The sequence below is a fragment of the uncultured Flavobacterium sp. genome (assembly GCF_963975005.1).
GTDB lineage: Bacteria > Bacteroidota > Bacteroidia > Flavobacteriales > Flavobacteriaceae > Flavobacterium.
This window is the reverse complement of the sequence record NZ_CAXBFR010000052.1, coordinates 1-18,121: the sequence shown is the minus strand read 5'-3', so window position 1 is coordinate 18,121 and position 18,121 is coordinate 1. Positions and strand designations below refer to the sequence as shown.

The 18,121-nt window shown below is 29.1% G+C and carries 13 protein-coding genes and 2 pseudogenes; 7 read left to right on the top strand and 8 right to left on the bottom strand.

Features of this window, described 5'->3' with window-relative positions:
• A pseudogene (locus AACZ53_RS08015) lies at positions 1-386 on the top strand (pyridoxal phosphate-dependent aminotransferase family protein); the annotation flags it as partial.
• Between the two features lie 43 nt (positions 387-429).
• Here the strand turns inward: AACZ53_RS08015 and AACZ53_RS08010 are convergent.
• Genes AACZ53_RS08010 through AACZ53_RS08000 form a run of 3 tightly spaced genes read right to left on the bottom strand, consistent with a single transcriptional unit; the run spans position 430 to position 3,156 of the window.
• On the bottom strand, positions 430-975 hold the full coding sequence (locus AACZ53_RS08010; RefSeq protein ID WP_339836822.1) for a GNAT family N-acetyltransferase: 546 nt from the start codon (positions 973-975) through the stop codon (positions 430-432).
• Between the two features lie 57 nt (positions 976-1,032).
• Positions 1,033-2,151 carry a GTP cyclohydrolase gene (locus AACZ53_RS08005; protein ID WP_339836819.1) on the bottom strand — a complete coding sequence of 373 codons (1,119 nt, stop codon included), beginning with the start codon at positions 2,149-2,151 and terminating at the stop codon, positions 1,033-1,035.
• Positions 2,152-2,166: 15 nt separating this feature from the next.
• Complete coding sequence (locus AACZ53_RS08000; RefSeq protein WP_339836816.1) at positions 2,167-3,156, bottom strand: transporter; 990 nt, start codon at positions 3,154-3,156, stop codon at positions 2,167-2,169.
• Positions 3,157-3,268: 112 nt separating this feature from the next.
• Here AACZ53_RS08000 and AACZ53_RS07995 point away from each other — a divergent pair, with 112 nt between their 5' ends.
• The 4 genes from AACZ53_RS07995 to AACZ53_RS07980 all read left to right on the top strand — a co-directional run bounded on the left by AACZ53_RS07995 (position 3,269) and on the right by AACZ53_RS07980 (position 8,883).
• A complete protein-coding gene (locus AACZ53_RS07995; protein WP_026716241.1) occupies positions 3,269-3,532 on the top strand; it encodes a hypothetical protein in 264 nt (87 codons plus the stop codon).
• Between the two features lie 85 nt (positions 3,533-3,617).
• Positions 3,618-6,050 carry a YfhO family protein gene (locus AACZ53_RS07990; protein ID WP_339836812.1) on the top strand — a complete coding sequence of 811 codons (2,433 nt, stop codon included), beginning with the start codon at positions 3,618-3,620 and terminating at the stop codon, positions 6,048-6,050.
• Positions 6,051-6,099: 49 nt separating this feature from the next.
• Positions 6,100-7,395 (top strand): glycosyltransferase family 4 protein, encoded by a 1,296-nt coding sequence (locus AACZ53_RS07985; RefSeq protein WP_339836825.1) that lies wholly within the window; start codon positions 6,100-6,102, stop codon positions 7,393-7,395.
• Positions 7,396-7,419: 24 nt separating this feature from the next.
• A complete protein-coding gene (locus tag AACZ53_RS07980; protein ID WP_339836810.1) occupies positions 7,420-8,883 on the top strand; it encodes an oligosaccharide flippase family protein in 1,464 nt (487 codons plus the stop codon).
• 3 nt (positions 8,884-8,886) lie between these two features.
• Here the strand turns inward: AACZ53_RS07980 and AACZ53_RS07975 are convergent, their stop codons facing one another.
• The 5 genes from AACZ53_RS07975 to uvrA all read right to left on the bottom strand — a co-directional run bounded on the left by AACZ53_RS07975 (position 8,887) and on the right by uvrA (position 15,484).
• Complete coding sequence (locus AACZ53_RS07975; protein ID WP_339836807.1) at positions 8,887-9,288, bottom strand: hypothetical protein; 402 nt, start codon at positions 9,286-9,288, stop codon at positions 8,887-8,889.
• 89 nt (positions 9,289-9,377) lie between these two features.
• The gene (locus AACZ53_RS07970) at positions 9,378-10,082 is read right to left on the bottom strand and encodes a hypothetical protein (RefSeq protein ID WP_339836803.1); all 705 of its coding nucleotides are present in this window, start codon (positions 10,080-10,082) and stop codon (positions 9,378-9,380) included.
• A 197-nt stretch (positions 10,083-10,279) separates the two neighbouring features.
• Positions 10,280-11,797 (bottom strand): S41 family peptidase, encoded by a 1,518-nt coding sequence (locus tag AACZ53_RS07965; RefSeq protein WP_339836800.1) that lies wholly within the window; start codon positions 11,795-11,797, stop codon positions 10,280-10,282.
• A gap of 66 nt (positions 11,798-11,863) precedes the next feature.
• Positions 11,864-12,652 (bottom strand): AraC family transcriptional regulator, encoded by a 789-nt coding sequence (locus tag AACZ53_RS07960; protein WP_339836797.1) that lies wholly within the window; start codon positions 12,650-12,652, stop codon positions 11,864-11,866.
• 39 nt (positions 12,653-12,691) lie between these two features.
• A complete protein-coding gene (uvrA, locus tag AACZ53_RS07955; RefSeq protein WP_339836794.1) occupies positions 12,692-15,484 on the bottom strand; it encodes an excinuclease ABC subunit UvrA in 2,793 nt (930 codons plus the stop codon).
• 422 nt (positions 15,485-15,906) lie between these two features.
• Here uvrA and AACZ53_RS07950 point away from each other — a divergent pair, with 422 nt between their 5' ends.
• Together AACZ53_RS07950 and AACZ53_RS07945 are read left to right on the top strand one after the other, a co-directional pair.
• Positions 15,907-17,544, top strand: a complete 1,638-nt coding sequence (locus AACZ53_RS07950) for a T9SS type A sorting domain-containing protein (protein WP_339836791.1) — start codon at positions 15,907-15,909, stop codon at positions 17,542-17,544.
• A 201-nt stretch (positions 17,545-17,745) separates the two neighbouring features.
• Positions 17,746-18,121 (top strand): annotated as a pseudogene (locus AACZ53_RS07945) (LuxR family transcriptional regulator); the annotation flags it as partial.

Below are 18,121 nucleotides of genomic sequence, written 5' to 3'. Positions count from 1 at the left end.
AACGTTTGCAATTGTTACGTGATAATCCAGGTTTAAAAGATAAACTTTGGGAAAATGTAACTGCATTACAAAGTGGTTTAAAAGCTCATGGATTTAATATTGGTGACACAAATACTTGTGTAACTCCAGTTTATCTTGAAGGAACTATTCCAGAAGCAATGGTTATGGTAAATGATTTGAGAGAAAATTATGGTATTTTCTTATCTATCGTTGTTTATCCAGTTATACCTAAAGGAATGATTTTGTTAAGAATGATTCCAACTGCATCTCACTCTTTAGAGGATATAGAATTAACGCTTACTGCTTTTGATGCTATTTATGAAAAGTTAGTGAACGGAACTTATAAACAAATAGCTGAAGCAACTAAGGTTGATATGGATGCATAGTTTATAGGTTTTCAGAATATTTTACATATAAAAAAAACCAATACTATTTGTTTAGTATTGGTTTTTTTATTTCAAAAATTACATTATTTAGGTTGCCTTCATCTTTTTTTTCTAAAATAAGTTTAAAGTTATTCCTTTCTAATAAAGCCTTAGAATTCTCGTTTTTTTGATGAGTATAGGCTTCAATTATATCTAAATTTAGATTTTTAAATCCATATTCGAGTACAGATTGCAGCGACTCACTCATAATTCCTTTTCCTTGAAATTTTGGTTCTAAATCATATCCAACTTCTGCTGTTTTATTGTCTTCAGAAAAATTCCACAAACAAATTGTTCCAATAATTTTCGGTTCATTTTTTAAAGTTATTCCCCAAGTAATTGATTTATTGGTTTCAAGGTTTTCATTTATTTGCAGGATAAACTTTTTAGCTTCTTCAATAGTCTTTGTTTTTCTATGTTCTGGTCTATCAATAAATTTATTGATTTCTTCATCTGAACGTGGGTATAAAATAATTTTACAATCTGATTCTAAAACTCTTCTAAGAATAAGATTTTTTGATTCTATTTTTGGAAATGGGATGAAGTTCATTTTATTTATTTTTGCCTAATGCCTAATGCCTAATGCCTAATGCCTAATGCCTAATGCCTAAAGCTTCTTACTATAAGTTCTTCTACGTTTAGTAATCTTACTATTAAAATGTTTCCAAAGCTTTTGAATAGCAGTATTTTCTTCTAATTCCGGAGTTCGTACGCAAGTTTCTATGCCTTTTGCTTGACAAACTGTATAATATTCATCAAAAATAATAGCCGTAACACCTTTACTTTGGTATTCTGGTGCAACACCAATTAAATAGAAAACTACTTCTTTAGAATTGTTTTTAGCTTTTAATAAATGATAAAATCCAAATGGAAATAATTTGCCATTTGCTTTTTTAAGCGCTTCACTAAATCCAGGCATAACAATAGCAAAGGCAATCATTTTATCATCTTTATCTATAATGAATTTTATGAATTCTGGATTTATAAAACTTATATATTTCTTTTTAAAGTACTCTTTTTGAACATCATTAATAGCTACAAATGATTGTAGTTTAGCATAAGTATCATTAAATAAATCAAACATTTTATCGACATAGGGCATAATGTCTTTAGTTTTTGTAAAATTTAATGACCTTAATTCGTAACGCTTTTTAATTAGAGCACTAGCTTTTTGAAAGGGTTCTGGATTTATATTGCTAAATGAAAAAGTGCTTTCTAGATATTCTTTTTCTTTGGTTAAACCCAATTTTTCAAAATGCTCTTTATAATAGGGTAAACTGTACCATGTAACCATATTTCCGATTTGATCAAATCCTTCAGTTAAAACACCAACTTTATCTAGATTAGAAAAACCAATTGGTCCTTCAACCATTTCTAAATTATGTTTGTTACCCAATTCGTATACCTTTTCTAGTAGAGCTTTGGTGACTTCAATATCATCAATAACATCAAACCAACCGAAACGGACTTTACTTTTTTTAAGAATTTTTACTTCATCCCAATTAATTATAGCAGCAAGTTTACCTACAATTTTATTGTCTTTATAGGCTAAATAAAAATGCGCTTCCGCACTTTGGAAAGCAGGATTTTTATCTCTATCAAATGTTTCTAATTCTTCTGCAATAATTGGTGGTATCCAATTAGGGTTGTTTTTATATAGTTCAAAAGAAAACATTACGTAATCTTTCATTTCTTTTTTTGACTTGGCTTCTTTTATTTCAATCATTGTGGTTGGGTGAAATTATTCTTCGTCTTTAGACTTTTTTAATTTCTTTTCTTTATTCTTATTTAGTTTAGGCTCTTTTTTCTTAGCACTTTTATTTGCTTTATCTTTTTTTCTGTCTTCAGGAGATTTTATTCTTACTTCTTGATAATTTTTATCAAAACGCCAAGAAATTCCAACACCACCATACGTTATTGAAGGTGTATCTTTTATGTTTTTAGAAAACGAAGCGTCAACTTGCATGTTAGGTGAGATAAGATATGCCCCACCAGCTCTAAAGACAATATCACTATATAAATCCCCTTTATAGCCTTGATTTTCAACAAAAACTGACCATTGTTGATTTATTCCATGCGTAAGTGTTGCAATATATTCTAATGATTTGAAATCGGAAGTAAATTTGTTATAGACTAAATTTCCAACTAATACCCATCTAGTTCCAAAAGTGTTTTGTGTAATTAAAGCTACTTTTGGACTAACTTTTGGTTCAATTAACCTCGAATTATAGTTATATGGATTATCAGAAAAATTTAGATTTACACCAGCAAAAATTCCTACAGAAGGAATTAATTGTCTCCATTTAAAACCTTGATTGGCTTTCCAACTTCTAATATTTACTTTCTGTTCATAATATTTATTTGGGTCATAAACTAAATATTTAGCACCTATAACTGTGGATCTTAAGGCACTTCTTTTATATTCTTCAATTGGACTAGTATAAGTATCATTTTGATATTGAATTTCAACAACGGCTTCCATTTCTTCTTTGATCACACCCCATCTCAAGGCAAAATCTACTCCAAAGCCATTGGCACCATATCCAATTAAATCATGATTTTCCTTAATGCCAAAAACACCAGATTCTAATTGAATAACTGACTTTCCGACAGAGAAAGCCATCATTGATTTTCCTGGCCTATTAGAATTAATTACATCTGTATATTGGGCAGAAGCCATTTCAACAAATAATAAAGAGAATAAAAGGAGAAATTGTGTTGATTTTTTCATAATTGGCTTAAATAAGTTTTTCAAAAGTAGTTATTTTATCATAAATTTAAGAAACAATTTATGGGTTTTTAGTACTTATAATTGTATTTTTGAATTTTAAAATTAGATTACAATGATAGAAGCATCATTTACAGGTTTATTAAGAACGTTAGCTTACATAGTTTTATTTTATTATTTGTTTAAATTCTTATTGAGAATTTTTGCACCTATTTTAATGAAGAAAGCCATGAATAAAGTGCAACAAAAAATGGAAGACCAAGTTAAGCAACAACAAAATTATCAACAAAACACTTCTCAAAATAATTCACAGTCAACAGTTAAGCCTCAGGAAAAGAAGAAAGTAGGAGAGTATATTGATTATGAAGAAGTAGATTAATAACATTTGAACAATAACAGAAAGGATATTTTAACGATATCCTTTTTTTATTTACTTTAGCACCTTTAAATATTTATTCTTTAGCATGAAAAATTTGCAAAAATACTCTTCACATTTATTAGCTATTCTTGGTTTTGTAATAGTAGCCGTAATTTATTTTTATCCTGTATTAAAAGGAGAACAGATTTATCAACATGACATTGCAGAATATACTGGAATGGCAAAAGAACAAAATGATTTTAGAAATGAAACCAACGAAGAACCTTATTGGACAAATAGTGCTTTTGGTGGAATGCCAACTTATCAATTAGGAGCTAAATATCCAAACGATTTTATTGGTCACTTTGATGATGTTTTACGTTTTTTACCTAGACCAGCAGATTATTTATTTCTATATTTTTTAGGATTTTATATATTGTTATTAGTTTTAAAAGTTGATCCGTTAAAAGCCTTTTTTGGAGCTTTAGCTTTCGGTTTTTCGACTTATATGATTATCATTATTGGAGCTGGACACAATGCAAAAGCTCATGCTATTGCTTATATGCCAATGGTTTTAGCTGGTGTTTTGTTGGTTTTTAGACGAAAGTATATTGTTGGTGGACTACTAACTATGATTGCTGCAGCTTTAGAAATTCAAGCGAATCATTTTCAAATGACCTATTATTTATTGATTTTACTTTTAGTAGTTTCAATTTATTATTTTGTAGAATTCATTAAAGAAAAAGATTATAGAGGATTAGCTAAAGTTATTGGAGTTTTTGCCATAGCTGGAGTTTTCTCAGTAGGTTCAAACGCGACAAGTTTATTAGCGACATCAGAATATGCCAAATTTTCTTCAAGAAGTGATAGTGAACTGACTTATGAACCAGATGGTTCTAAAAAAGAAAGTTCAAACGCAATGAGTTATGAATATATCACTGATTATAGTTATGGAGTTGCAGAAAGTTTAAACTTAATTTCTCCAAGACTTTTTGGTGGTGCTAGTTATGAGGATTTAGGTAAAGAATCAGAAATGTTTCAATATGTAATGTCACAAGGAGCAAGTGAAGCAGAAGCTTTAGCCATAACAAAACAATTAAGAACCTATTGGGGTGACCAACCCGGAGTTTCCGGACCAGCTTATATTGGAATTATTGTTTTCTTTTTAGCTATTTTAGCTTTATTCGTAGAAAAAAGAAAAGTCAAGTATGCATTAGTTGCTGGAATTTTAATTTCATTATTCCTTTCTTGGGGAAAAAATTTCTCATTGCTAACGGATTTCTTTATCGATTATGTTCCTTTATATAATAAATTTAGAGCTGTTTCATCCATTCAAGTTTTATTGGAATTATGCATGCCTATTTTAGCTATTTTAGGATTGTATTCTTTTTATAAATCTGATGATTCTCAAAAATGGAATGCCTTATGGAAATCAGGAGCTATTGTTGGTGGAATTCTAATTTCGTTATTACTTTTCAAGGGAATGTTTAATTTCTCTGGACCAGCTGATGGTTATTATGCTGAATCATATGGTTATGACTTCATGAGTGTTCTAAAGGAAGATAGAGCAGCGATGTATACTTCAGACGTATTTCGTTCTTTAGGGTTCTTAGCTATTGTTTTCGTTGTTATGTATACTTCACTTAAAAATAAACTAGCACAAAATACAGCTATTATTTTAGTAGGTTTGGTTATGGTTTTTGATTTATTCTTAGTAGATAAAAAATATGTAAATGATGAAAATTTCAAGTCAAAAAGAGAAATCGATATGCCTTATCAAATGACCGAAGCAGATCAAAACATATTACAAGACACAACCCATTTTAGAGTTTTTGAAGCTGCAGGTAATATGAGTAGTGCAAGAACTTCTTATTTTCATAAATCGCTTGGTGGTTATAGTGCTGTGAAACCACGAAGAATGCAACAATTGTTTGATTATCAAATAGCCAAAAACAACCTTCAAGTTTATAATATGTTAAATACTAAATATATTATTAAAGCTAACGAACAAGGAGACGATGTAGCCTTATTAAATCCAGATGCAAATGGAAATGCTTGGTTTGTTGAGAAAGTACTAAATGTAATTTCTTCAGATGAAGAAATGAAAGCTTTAGATAGTTTAAGAACCAAAGATATAGCTGTAATTAATCCAACAGCATTAAAGGTTAAAGGGAAGCCTTTTGGTGATTTCGAAAGAGATTCTCTAGCTAAAATTGACTTAATTGATTACAAACCAAATTATTTAAAATACAAATCAACAAATTCTAATGCTGGTTTTGCAGTGTTTTCTGAAATGTATTATTCAAACGGTTGGAAAGCAACAATTGATGGAAAGGAAACTCCAATTTATCGAGTTGACTATGCTTTAAGAGGATTAGAAGTTCCAGCAGGAAAACATACAATCGAATTCAAATTTGAACCACAAGTTGTAAAAACAGGAAGCACAATTGTACTGTTTAGTTCAATTGGAATGTTGTTGTTATTGATTGGAGGAATTTATTTTGAGAGTAAAGAAGAAAGAGCAAAGAAGAAAGATTAAGTTTTTTGCACAATCCCTTTTAACCTTTTAAACTTATAACCAAAAAAAACTGAAACCAGAAAAACAAAAAATACTAATCATAACCTATTATTGGCCTCCAGCTGGTGGACCAGGTGTACAGCGTTGGTTAAAATTTGTAAAGTATTTACCTGATTTCGGAGTTGAACCAATAGTTTATATTCCAGAAAACCCGACTTATCCTTTGTTGGATGAAAATTTGGTTCAAGAAGTTTCTGATAAAGTAACAATTATAAGACAACCCATTTTTGAACCTTATGGTTTTGCTTCTTTTTTGTCTAAAAATAAAACTAAAAAAATTAGTTCTGGAATTATTCCTGATAAGAAAAAACAATCTTTTATCGAAAGAACATTACTTTGGATAAGAGGAAATATGTTCATTCCTGATGCACGAATTTTTTGGGTTAAACCTTCTATTAAATTCCTTCAAAAATATATTGATGAACATAAAATTGAAACTATAATTACAACTGGCCCACCACATAGTGTGCATCTAATTGGATTAGGGTTGAAAAAACAAAATAATATCAAATGGATTGCCGATTTTCGTGATCCTTGGACAACTATTGGGTATCATAAAGCTTTGAAACTTTCTGAAAAAGCTGCTCAAAAGCATAAAGATTTAGAAAAAGAAGTCATGAGTAGTTGTGACCAATTAATCGTGACTTCACCAACAACAAAAACAGAATTTGAACAAATAACTTCAAAACCAATTGAAGTCATTACAAATGGTTATGACATTGAAAAGGTTTCCAAAAAGGCAATGGATTCTAAATTCACCCTAGCTCATATTGGTTCCTTTTTATCGGAAAGAAATCCAAGAATTTTATGGAAAGCATTATCAGAATTAATCAAAGAAAATAAAGATTTTGCCAACGATTTTCAATTGAAATTAATTGGAGCAGTGAGCAAAGAAGTTTTGGAAACAATCAAAGAATTTCGGTTAGAAAACTATGTAAATCATCTGGGTTATGTTTCACACAATGAAGCTTTACAAGCACAAAGAAGTTCGCAAGTTTTATTGTTAATTGAAATTGATTCAGATGCTACAAATTGTATTATTCCAGGAAAATTGTTTGAATATATGATTTCCGAAAGACCAATTTTAGCCATTGGACCAGAAAAAGCTGATTTCAAAAATATTATCAAAGAGACCAATACAGGAACTTTCTTTATGTATGATGCAAAAGAAGCTTTAAAATCACAAATACAAACTTATTACAATCAATTTCAGCATAATACGTTACAAGTAAATGCTATTGGTTTACAAAAATACAGCAGAAAAAAACTAACAGAGCAATTAGCAACTATTTTGACTGCCAACTAATTACTGAACACTGAACACTAAAAAATGGGAATCGTTCTAAAGCAATCCTTAAAAAACACGGTTATCACTTACATTGGCTTTGCCATTGGAGCGATAAATACGTTATATATGTATGTGCAGTTTTTGGGTGATACGTATTATGGTTTGGTTGGATATGTTTTGTCTGCAGCCAATATTATGATGCCTTTGATGGCTTTTGGAGTTCATAATACGTTAATCAAATATTTTAACGAATATAAAACAGAAGAAGAAAAATCAATTTTTTTGACCTTTGTATTATTTCTTCCTTTAATATTGATTATTCCGTTTTCGTTGATTGGATATTTTGGCTATCATCAAATTGCGAATTTATTATCAGAAGAAAATCCAATAGTTTATGATTATGTATGGCAAATTCCTGTAATCGGACTTTGTATGGGATATTTTGAAATATTTTATGCTTGGGTAAAAGTACACATGCAATCGGTTTTAGGAAATTTTATCAAAGAGGTTTTCTTGAGAATTCTAGTAAGTATAAGTCTTTTTGCGGTTTATTTTGATTGGATAACTCCAGTTGAATTTGTGTATTCTTTAATGGGAATTTATTTCTTTTCTATGTTATTGATGAAAATATATGCTTATAAAGTTAGATTCCCTTCTCTGAAATTTAAGATTCCGATAAATTCAAAAGCGATAATTACTTATAGTTTATTTATTATTTTGACTGGTGGAATTGCAAATTTGTTTCTAGAAATTGATAAATTCATGTTGAATAATTACGTCAAAATTGAAAATATTGCCTATTATTCTGTTGCAGTTTTCATTGCTACTGTAATTGCTGTTCCAAGTAGAGCTATGCATCAAATTACGTATCCAATTACAGCAAAATTGATGAGCGAAAACAAACATGATGAACTAAATGACCTTTATAAAAAGACATCAATTACGTTACAAATTGTCGGTGGTTTGATATTTTTAGGGATTTTAGTAAATATCAATCAATTATATTTATTACTGCCAAAAGAGTATTCTGGTGGAATTTTTGTGGTATTTACTATAGGATTATCGAAATATTTCGATTTGATATTAGGAAATAATAATGCCATTATTTTCAATTCAAAATATTACAGAACCGTTTTGTTTTTAGGAGTTTTGCTTGTGACTTTAACGGTGATTTTAAACATGATTTTCATTCCGCTTTATGGTTTAAAAGGAACTGCTTTTGCAACTTTACTTTCCATAACTTTATATAGTTTATCCAAATTGCTTTTTGTGGTAAAACGAATGAAGTTATTTCCTTTTACTTCAAAAACCATAACAGCTTTTGGAATATTAATAAGTTGTTTTTTAGCATTTTACTTTTGGGAATTTTCGTTTCATCCTATAATTAATATCGTTTTAAAATCTATTTTGATTTCGATTATTTATTTAACTTTAAGTTATAAATTGAAATTGTCTTCTGATATTAATTTAGTAATGGATAAGGTTATAAATAAAATTAAAAAATAAAGACTACTGAATTTTAGTGTATTTTTCAGCACAAGCTTCTATACAAGGATAATAAATAATTAAAGTAGTTTGTGTAATTTCATAACTAGTTAAAAATACTTGTTGTTGGCATTGTGTTGAAGATAAAGTTAAATCTTGTGAAGAATAGGTTCCATAAAAATTTTCATTAGAATCAGTCGAAATTGTACAAATTGAACCATTGGAATAAAGTGTCCCATCATCATAGAATTCAATTATTTTAGTACTAGAAATTGATTGAAAAGTTCCGCTTCCGTCACCTGGATCAGATAAAATTTCAGCCAATTGCCACTTGCTAACAAGTACTTTATTTATTTTATCATTTTGATCATCGGAACACGAAAATAAGACAATTATTGAGAATAACAGAATCACATTATTTTTCATTTTAAAATGATTTAATTCACCCAAATATAAAAAAAATCCTGTAAGATTTTCACTTACAGGACTTTTAAAAACAAACTAAACTAATCTAACTATTTTCTTTTTCTTTCTTTTTCGTCTCTTTTAATTTCAATGACATCATCATCATCCATTTTTACTTTGCTACCGTCTTTTTTGTAGTAGTAAAAGTCTTCATCATCTGAATCGTTGTCATATCCATTATTATTCCCGTTTCCGTTTCCAAATCCATGTCCATCAAAATCATAATGATTTCCATAACTTGAACTATTTACATATCCTACAATGTCCATGATTTGACCTCTTCTGTTGTAGAAAATTTTCATTCCACCAACTTGTTTCAGCGCAAAACTGTTGTATTTCATGTAAACTGAACCAACTCTTTTAACTCTACCGTAAGCGTCATAGTTGATAAATACGTTTCCTACACGTCTCACACGACCTTGATAATCATGTTCTACTTTTACGCCTCTTACTGGACCATAATATGAACTAGCAACTGATACAGTTCTTACACCTGGTGCACCATGAGTTCTATTCATGTTTTCAGTACGATTTCTTGTTGGTGCAGTTGTTGCTTGAGTATTAAAATCAAATTGACCATCTAAAAAGATGAAGAATTCGATTCCTCTTTCTTTGAAAACAATTGGGTCAGCATCTCTATAATCTGTAATAAAGCGATAACCTTCTTCGTTTCCAGTAAATACATTTTTCTCTGATGCAATAGTTACATTACTAATAAGTAATAAACCTGCTACTAAAAGTGTAATTTTTTTCATGACTTCTATAATTTAAGGTTAAACAATTCAACAATTTAAATTCATTGTTGTTTGGTTACCTAAATCCAATAGCTGTGCCAGAATACGTTAAGCAGTTGTCAATGAGTTGTTAATGAGTTTTAACAATATGATAATCAGTGTTTTAATTTAGTTTAAATGTGCTAAATAGTTTAGGAATCTTAATTATTTCTTTTGAATCAATCCCTTTTTTTAATCAAATCCAAGGTGAAATTCATTTGAGTATCATTTTGGTTTAAATAATCTTCATAAGTTTGAGTCACTTCATAATCTGGCATAATTCCTCTACCGATTGGTTGGTTTTCTTTTGCTATAGAAAACTGTTCAATATTTACTATTGAGAAAGTTGTGATAATTTTAGATTTGGGCAAAATGTAATCAATAGGTGTGTGACCATTATGACCGTAAAAACCACCTTGAGTTTCTTCTCCAATTGTTGTGGTATTTTTATTACTAGCAAGTAAAGAACCAAAATTACTTCCTGCTGAAGCAACTCTTGAGGTAATTAATAAATATATGTTTCCTGTAAAAGCATTTTTGTTTGGAGTTCTAATTTTATGATCATAACTATTTTCGTCTTGAAAATATTTTCCATCTTTTTCTAACGGAAATTCTTTTCTTAGGCTTTTATTATGTTTAATCACACCCAAGAATCTTAAAAATACAGGAACTTTAGTATCAATGTACTTGATGAATGGAATTTTATTAAAACTTATCCAAGCACTTCTGTTTTCAGAAAAATTTCTTTGGGTTAAATATTCATATACTACTAAATCATAAGGATCATTTCCACCACCATTATGCCTAACATCAACAATTAGATTTTTTATATTTTGATTTTTTATGGATAAAAAAGTACTATCTAAAAAAGTAATAAATTGTTTATATTCAAGAACAAATTCATTATCACCAATTGCAAATGTGTTTATAGTTAAAATTCCTGTTTCTGAATCTATCTTTTTATAACTGTATTTTTCTTTAAGATTACTGCTATGGGTAAAATCTATATAATCATAAGGTTTTGAATATCTGTTATTTAGATTTGTGTAATATTCTTTTAAGCCACTACTTTTTAGGGTAAAATTGGAACTTTCTTTGGTTTTACTATTTATGTAAGCAACTTTAAATATTGAAGTTAAACCAAATTGATACCTGTAATATTTTCCAAAATGTTTTTCAATTCCAATTCTTTTTCCAGTGATATTAAAGCCATCAGTTTCGTAATATTTATAAAGTTCTTTTACAATTTCAGTTGTTTTCATTTCATTAATAGAAATAATTTCAGAACCTAAAGGAATTTTATCCGATTCAAAATTTAGAATCCATTTGCCTTCTATTAATTTAATTGGATACGGAAAATAACCTTCATTTTCTTTCACTAAAGCTTTATTTACTTTAGAAGGTAAACTAATGCTATTGTGTAAACTTCCTTCAAAATCAGATAATTGACAAATAATATTATAAAAATCTTTATAAGTTTTTGATTTTTCAATCTGGTTTTCTGCCCAATTATAAATACTATCAATTTCTTTTTCTGAACGATATTTGTATAAACCAGAATTGGCTTTTAATCGAATGTTTTTATATACTTTAAAATCTTTTTTCATATTTTTTACTGAAAATTCAGCATCAATAGATTGTGAAAATAGATTTGAAAAGGAAATTATAGTTAAAAGTAGTAAAACTGATTTTTTCATCTTTGTTATTTTTTCAACAATATTACTTGAAATAAAAAAAAGTAACTTGTATAATCTTGGCAAATATTAAAGATTAAAACTATTTTTTTGATATGTTTTTGGAGAAACACCTACAAAGCGTTTAAAAGTATTAGAATAATGAGCTAAATCTGAAAACTCAAAATCAAAAGCAATTTGAGTTAAATCAGAATATGAAGTGATGATTTTCTTGCTCGAAAATATTTTCTTCATCAAAATATAATTCATAGGAGACATTCCTGTTGAAGATTTAAACTTTTTAACGAAACCAAATTTATTAAGATGAACAACTTTAGATAAATCGTCTAAATTAAATTTAGACTGTATGTTTTCGTCAATAAATGAATTAATATTTTGAAATGAGTTGTAATTTAATTCCGAATATTCTTCTTTTTTAAATTGGGAATAAGGTTTTAGAATGGTAGTAAACTCTTTTAGTACTAATTCCGTTTTTTGAATGTTATTTAATTCAATTGCATTTTTTAATTGAAAGAAAAGTTGATTCAATTTTAGGTTGTTGATTTTTCGATTAAAAAAAACAACATTTTGTCCTTTATATAAATATTTCATTAAATCTTTAGAAATATAAATGGTTTCAAATTCAATTATTGAAGAAGAATCTATTATAGGATTAGAATGAATTTCGTAAGGATTTGTTATAGTGATACTACCTTTTTCGCTATAGATATTTTGGTGTTCTAAATCAATTTGTTCAATTCCATTATGAATATAGGAAATACAAAACGTTTCATGAAAATGCTTTGGAAAAGCTATTTTCTGTTCTTTAAAGCTAATTAATTCTAAATTATCTAAATTCATAAGTAATAATGAATTCACAAATTAACAAAAAACTTTTAAATTTCCTGAAACAAAAACTTACAACTTCTCCTTTAAATATTTCCCCGTAACTGAATTTTTGTTTTTTACAATTTCTTCTGGAGTTCCAAAAGCCATTAGTTTTCCACCAAATTCACCACCTTCTGGACCAATATCAATGATGTAATCAGCACATTTTATTAAATCTAAATTATGTTCGATTACGATGATTGAATGTCCTTTTTCTAATAAAGCTTCAAAAGAGGCTAACAATTTTTTAATATCGTGAAAGTGTAATCCTGTTGTTGGTTCATCAAATACGAATAAGGCTTTGTCTTTGATTGTTCCTTTTACCAAGAATGAAGCTAATTTGATACGTTGTGCTTCACCACCAGAAAGAGTAGAAGAGGATTGACCTAATTGTACATAACCTAATCCAACATCTTGTAAAGGTTGTAATTTTTGATATATTTTCTTTTGGTCATTTTTAGTAAAGAATGCTAAAGCATCATCAATTGTCATGGTTAAAATGTCATCGATGTTTTTTTCTTCAAATTTGACTTCTAAAACTTCTTTTTTGAAACGTTTTCCACCACAAGTTTCACATTCTAAATGCACATCGGCCATAAATTGCATTTCGATAGTAACAGATCCATCACCTTTACAAGTTTCACATCTTCCGCCATCTACATTGAAAGAGAAGTGCTTAGCTTGGTAATTACGTAATTTTGAAACCGATTGTTTTGAATATAAATCACGAATATCATCGTAAGCTTTAATATAAGTCACAGGATTTGAACGCGAACTTCTTCCAATTGGATTTTGGTCCACGTATTCAATATGTTTTACGTTTGAATAACTTCCGGCTAATTCTGTGAATTGACCTGCTTTTTCGCTAATGCCTTCTAAACTCTTTTTAATGGCTGGAAATAATATCTTTTTGACCAAAGTACTTTTTCCACTTCCAGAAACTCCAGTAACAACGGTAAGACATTCTAAAGGAAACGTAAAGTTTTGGTTTTGAAGATTATTTTCACGAGCACCAATTACATCAATATGATTTTTGAACTTTCTGCGTTTTTTCGGAACTTCAATTTGTTCTTCTCCATTCAGATATTTGGCAGTTAAAGAATCAGCTTTTAAAATTTCATCATAAGTACCTTGTGCCACCAAATAACCACCATTTGTTCCTGCTTCTGGACCTATATCAATAATCATATCAGCAGCTTTCATGATGTCTTCGTCGTGTTCGACTACAATAACAGTATTTCCTAAATCACGAAGATTTTTTAAGACTTCAATTAATTGTTCTGTATCTTTTGGATGTAATCCAATACTTGGTTCATCTAAAATGTACATAGAACCTACTAAACTACTTCCTAATGAAGTTGCTAAATTGATACGTTGTGATTCTCCACCTGATAAACTTGCTGAATTTCGGTTTAAGGATAAATAACTTAATCCAACTTTATATAAAAATTCTAATCTGTTGTTGATTTCGATTAATAAACGTTTTGCAACTACAGCATCATATTCGTTTAAAGTCAATTCTTTAAAGAAAGCCATTAATTTTAAAATAGGTAAATCAACTAAATCAGATATGTTTTTACCAGCAATTTTAACGTAAGTTGCTTCTACACGAAGACGTTTTCCTTTGCAAGTATGACATTTTGTTTTTCCACGATAGCGTGAAAGCATCACACGGTTCTGAATTTTATAATTTTTCTCTTCTAATTCTTTGAAGAAATCATTTAAACCCATGAAATATTTATTTCCTTCCCAAATTAGTGCTTTTTCTTCTTCTGAAAGTTTAAAATAAGGTTTGTGTATTGGAAAATCAAAATGATGTGAATTATTCACCAATTGATCGCGGTACCAGCCCATACTATCACCACGCCAAGGAAAAATTCCATTTTCATAGACTGATAAAGCTGTATTTGGAACTACTAAATCGCTGTCAATTCCAATTACACTTCCATAACCTTCGCAAGTTGGACAAGCACCATATGGATTGTTGAAACTGAATAAATGAATGTTAGGTTCTAAGAACGACATTCCGTCAAGGTCAAAATTATTACTAAAGCCAACTCTATTATTAGTATTGACTTCTTGTAAGTAACACGTTCCTTTTCCTTCAAAAAAAGCTGTTTGAATGGCATCAGCTAAGCGATTCATGAATTCTTCATCATCTTTTTTGACAACTATTCTATCAATAATCAATATAACCTCTTTTTTAGCGAAATTGAATCCTTCGATAGCATCTAAACGCACCATTTCGTTATCTACTAAAATTCGAGCAAAACCTTGTTGTAAAAGAACTTTTAACTTGTCTTCCAAAGGTCTTCCTTCTTCTAAATGAATTGGAGCAATTAGTAACCATTTACTATCTTGTTTTAATGTCTGAATATGTTTTACCACATCGGCCAATGAATCTTTTTTGACTTCACTTCCAGAAATAGGAGAGATGGTTTTACCAATTCTAGCAAATAATAGTTTTAAATAATCATATATTTCAGTAGAAGTTCCAACAGTTGATCGAGCATTTGTGGTATTAACTTTTTGTTCAATAGCTATAGCTGGAGCAATTCCTTTAATATAATCTACTTTCGGTTTGTCTAAACGACCTAAAAATTGTCTTGCATATGATGACAAACTTTCTACATATCTTCGTTGTCCTTCAGCGTAAAGTGTATCAAAAGCTAAACTTGATTTTCCAGAACCAGATAAGCCAGTTATTACAACCAGTTTGTTTCTAGGAATAGCTACATCAATGTTTTTGAGATTGTGTAATTGTGCCCCTTTTATTAGGATGTTTTTTTTGGGTTCTAATTTGGAAAAATCGGTTTTAATCATAGTTTTTTGTAAAGAAGTGCAAATTTACGTAAATAAAACCTTTAGTCATAAATAATTGCGGTTGTATATTCATAAAAAATACTTAAAAAATGAAATACTATTTATGGAAAGGAATCTGTTTTTTTGTTTTTTTCTTTACAAATTAATAAAACTTAGTAATGTTACTTTATAAATAGCCAAAAATCTACAGCAAAACACCTATACATTACCTATACGAAACCGTTGTAATAGCCGATTTTGTAAATTTATTAGAAGTCATTATGAAATTTTAAAGTCCTGTTTTTCTTTAATTTAATGGCTTTTTTAATGTTTTTTCAAAAAAAATAGCTTGTATAGTTTCTTTATCAAGAATTGTGAGATTGATATTTATATTGTAGATATATTTATGATGTCGAAATTAATTACATAAATAAATGAATATTATGAAAAAAACTACTTTAATTTTATGTGCACTGTTGAGTTTTGGACTTGCGTTTGCACAGCCAACAACAAATGCACCAGTACCTACTAAGGCTGCTGCAGATGTAAAATCAGTATTTAGTGATACTTACACTAATATTGCAACAAATTATAATCCAAACTGGGGACAAAGCGGTTTTGGTTCAGTTAACCCTACTTTTGATCCTACAGGTGGCGGTACAAACTTTGTTTTAGCCTATCCAAATTTTAATTATCAAGGAACAGAGCTTACTTCTCAAAGTTTATCTAACATGGAGTTCTTACATGTTGATGTTTGGACAAGTGCTAATCCAGCCAATTCTATTTTACAAGTAAGTCCTATTAATAATGGAACTGGAGCAGGAGAGACTTTAGTAACAATAAACCATACTGCAGGTTCTTGGTATAGTGTTGATATTCCAAAAAGTGCCTTTACAGGAATGACTTGGGATTCAGTATTTCAAATGAAATTTGCTGCTAATGGTGCTGGAAGTACAGTGCCAATTACTATTTATTTAGATAATATTTACTTTTGGAAAACTCCAGTTGCTGCTGGTTCAGATGCAAATTTAAGTGATTTAAAAGTTGATGGAACAACAATAGCAGGTTTTTCTCCAAACACTATAGCTTACACAAAAGGATTGCCAGCTGGTACTACTGTTGTACCACAGATAACTAGTGTAACTACTAATGACACAAATGCAACACAAGTAACAACTCAAGCAACTGCTATCCCTGGTAGTGCAACTGTAGTAGTTACGTCGCAAAATACTACGGTAACAAAAACATATACTGTTAATTATGTTATAGAAGGACCAACAACAGCTGCACCAACTCCACCAAATAGACCAGTTGCGGATGTAAAATCAATTTTTAGTAATGCTTATGCTCCAATTGCTGTTCTTAATTATGCTGGAGTAGACGGTCAACCGTCAAATGATAATACCTTTAATACAAGTTGGTGTGGAGCTAATACTTCATTAGTATCAATACTTGGTAATGATACAAATAAAATTACAGGTTTAGGTTGTGAAGGTGTAGCTTTTTTAAGCGGTAGATTTGATGCATCCACTTTTACATATTTCCACATGGATATTTGGACAGCAACTCCAACTTTAGATAAAAGTTTTAATATTAAATTCTCTAATTGGAATGGTGGAGCTGGTGAAGCAAATGCAATTGAATTTTCAACTACTAATGCAAATTTCTTAACTAATCCAAATCCAGGAACATGGATTTCGTTAGATATTCCTTTAGCTAATTTTTTACCAGTTGTAAATGCAAACAGAAATGATTTAGTGCAATTTGTAATTACTTCAGATCTAGGAACTGTTTATTATGATAACTTATATTTACATAAAAACACTGTGTTAAGTAACTCAAACTTTGAACTATCTTCATTTAATGTATATCCTAATCCAACTCAAAATGTATGGAATATTGCATCAAAACAAAATATTACTTCAGTAGTTTTATTTGATGTAATGGGTAAAAAAGTTCAAGAAGTTACTCCAAATGCTACTGCACTAGAGTTAAATGCTGCTGAATTGGCAAATGGAATTTATTTCGCTAATGTTACTTCAGAATCAGGTACTAAGGTTATTAAGTTAATCAAAAACTAATTTTTGAATTCTTTCAAATTATGAAAAAGCTGTCTGAATAGACGGCTTTTTTTTGCTTTCTATTTAAATTACTTATTTCATAAACAATAATTTTTCATCTCAAAAAAATCATGTTTAAACACTTGTTAAAACAGTTTTTTTTTATTCATCTTAATTATAAATCATTTTTATTATATATCTTTAAAATTATTTAAGAAGACAATGCAAATCAAAATTATCTATACAAAACTTTACTTTTTATTCCTTTTCTTTACATTATTTTGTTTTGGGCAAGAACTTCCTCCTATTACAAAATATACACAAAGTACTTACCAAGCAGGAATTCAAAATTGGATGATTTCACAAGATGAAAACCATTTTATGTTTTTTGCAAATAATGAAGGTTTGTTGGAATATAATGGTTCTTTGTGGACTTTGTACCCTTCTCCAAACGAAGCAATTATACGTTCAGTAAAATGTATTGATGATAAAGTTTATACAGGTTCATATATGGAATTTGGCTATTGGGAAAGACAAAAAAATGGTCAATTAAAATATAATTCTTTAAGTGAAAAAATAAAAAATAAACTTGTAGATG

Bases quoted from the DNA above. Each gene is read 5' to 3' on its own strand.
- AACZ53_RS08010 (WP_339836822.1), bottom strand. From the start codon at position 975: ATGAACTTCATCCCATTTCCAAAAATAGAATCAAAAAATCTTATTCTT.
- AACZ53_RS08005 (WP_339836819.1), bottom strand. From the start codon at position 2,151: ATGATTGAAATAAAAGAAGCCAAGTCAAAAAAAGAAATGAAAGATTAC.
- AACZ53_RS08000 (WP_339836816.1), bottom strand. From the start codon at position 3,156: ATGAAAAAATCAACACAATTTCTCCTTTTATTCTCTTTATTATTTGTT.
- AACZ53_RS07995 (WP_026716241.1), top strand. From the start codon at position 3,269: ATGATAGAAGCATCATTTACAGGTTTATTAAGAACGTTAGCTTACATA.
- AACZ53_RS07990 (WP_339836812.1), top strand. From the start codon at position 3,618: ATGAAAAATTTGCAAAAATACTCTTCACATTTATTAGCTATTCTTGGT.
- AACZ53_RS07980 (WP_339836810.1), top strand. From the start codon at position 7,420: ATGGGAATCGTTCTAAAGCAATCCTTAAAAAACACGGTTATCACTTAC.
- AACZ53_RS07975 (WP_339836807.1), bottom strand. From the start codon at position 9,288: ATGAAAAATAATGTGATTCTGTTATTCTCAATAATTGTCTTATTTTCG.
- AACZ53_RS07970 (WP_339836803.1), bottom strand. From the start codon at position 10,082: ATGAAAAAAATTACACTTTTAGTAGCAGGTTTATTACTTATTAGTAAT.
- AACZ53_RS07965 (WP_339836800.1), bottom strand. From the start codon at position 11,797: ATGAAAAAATCAGTTTTACTACTTTTAACTATAATTTCCTTTTCAAAT.
- uvrA (WP_339836794.1), bottom strand. From the start codon at position 15,484: ATGATTAAAACCGATTTTTCCAAATTAGAACCCAAAAAAAACATCCTA.
- AACZ53_RS07950 (WP_339836791.1), top strand. From the start codon at position 15,907: ATGAAAAAAACTACTTTAATTTTATGTGCACTGTTGAGTTTTGGACTT.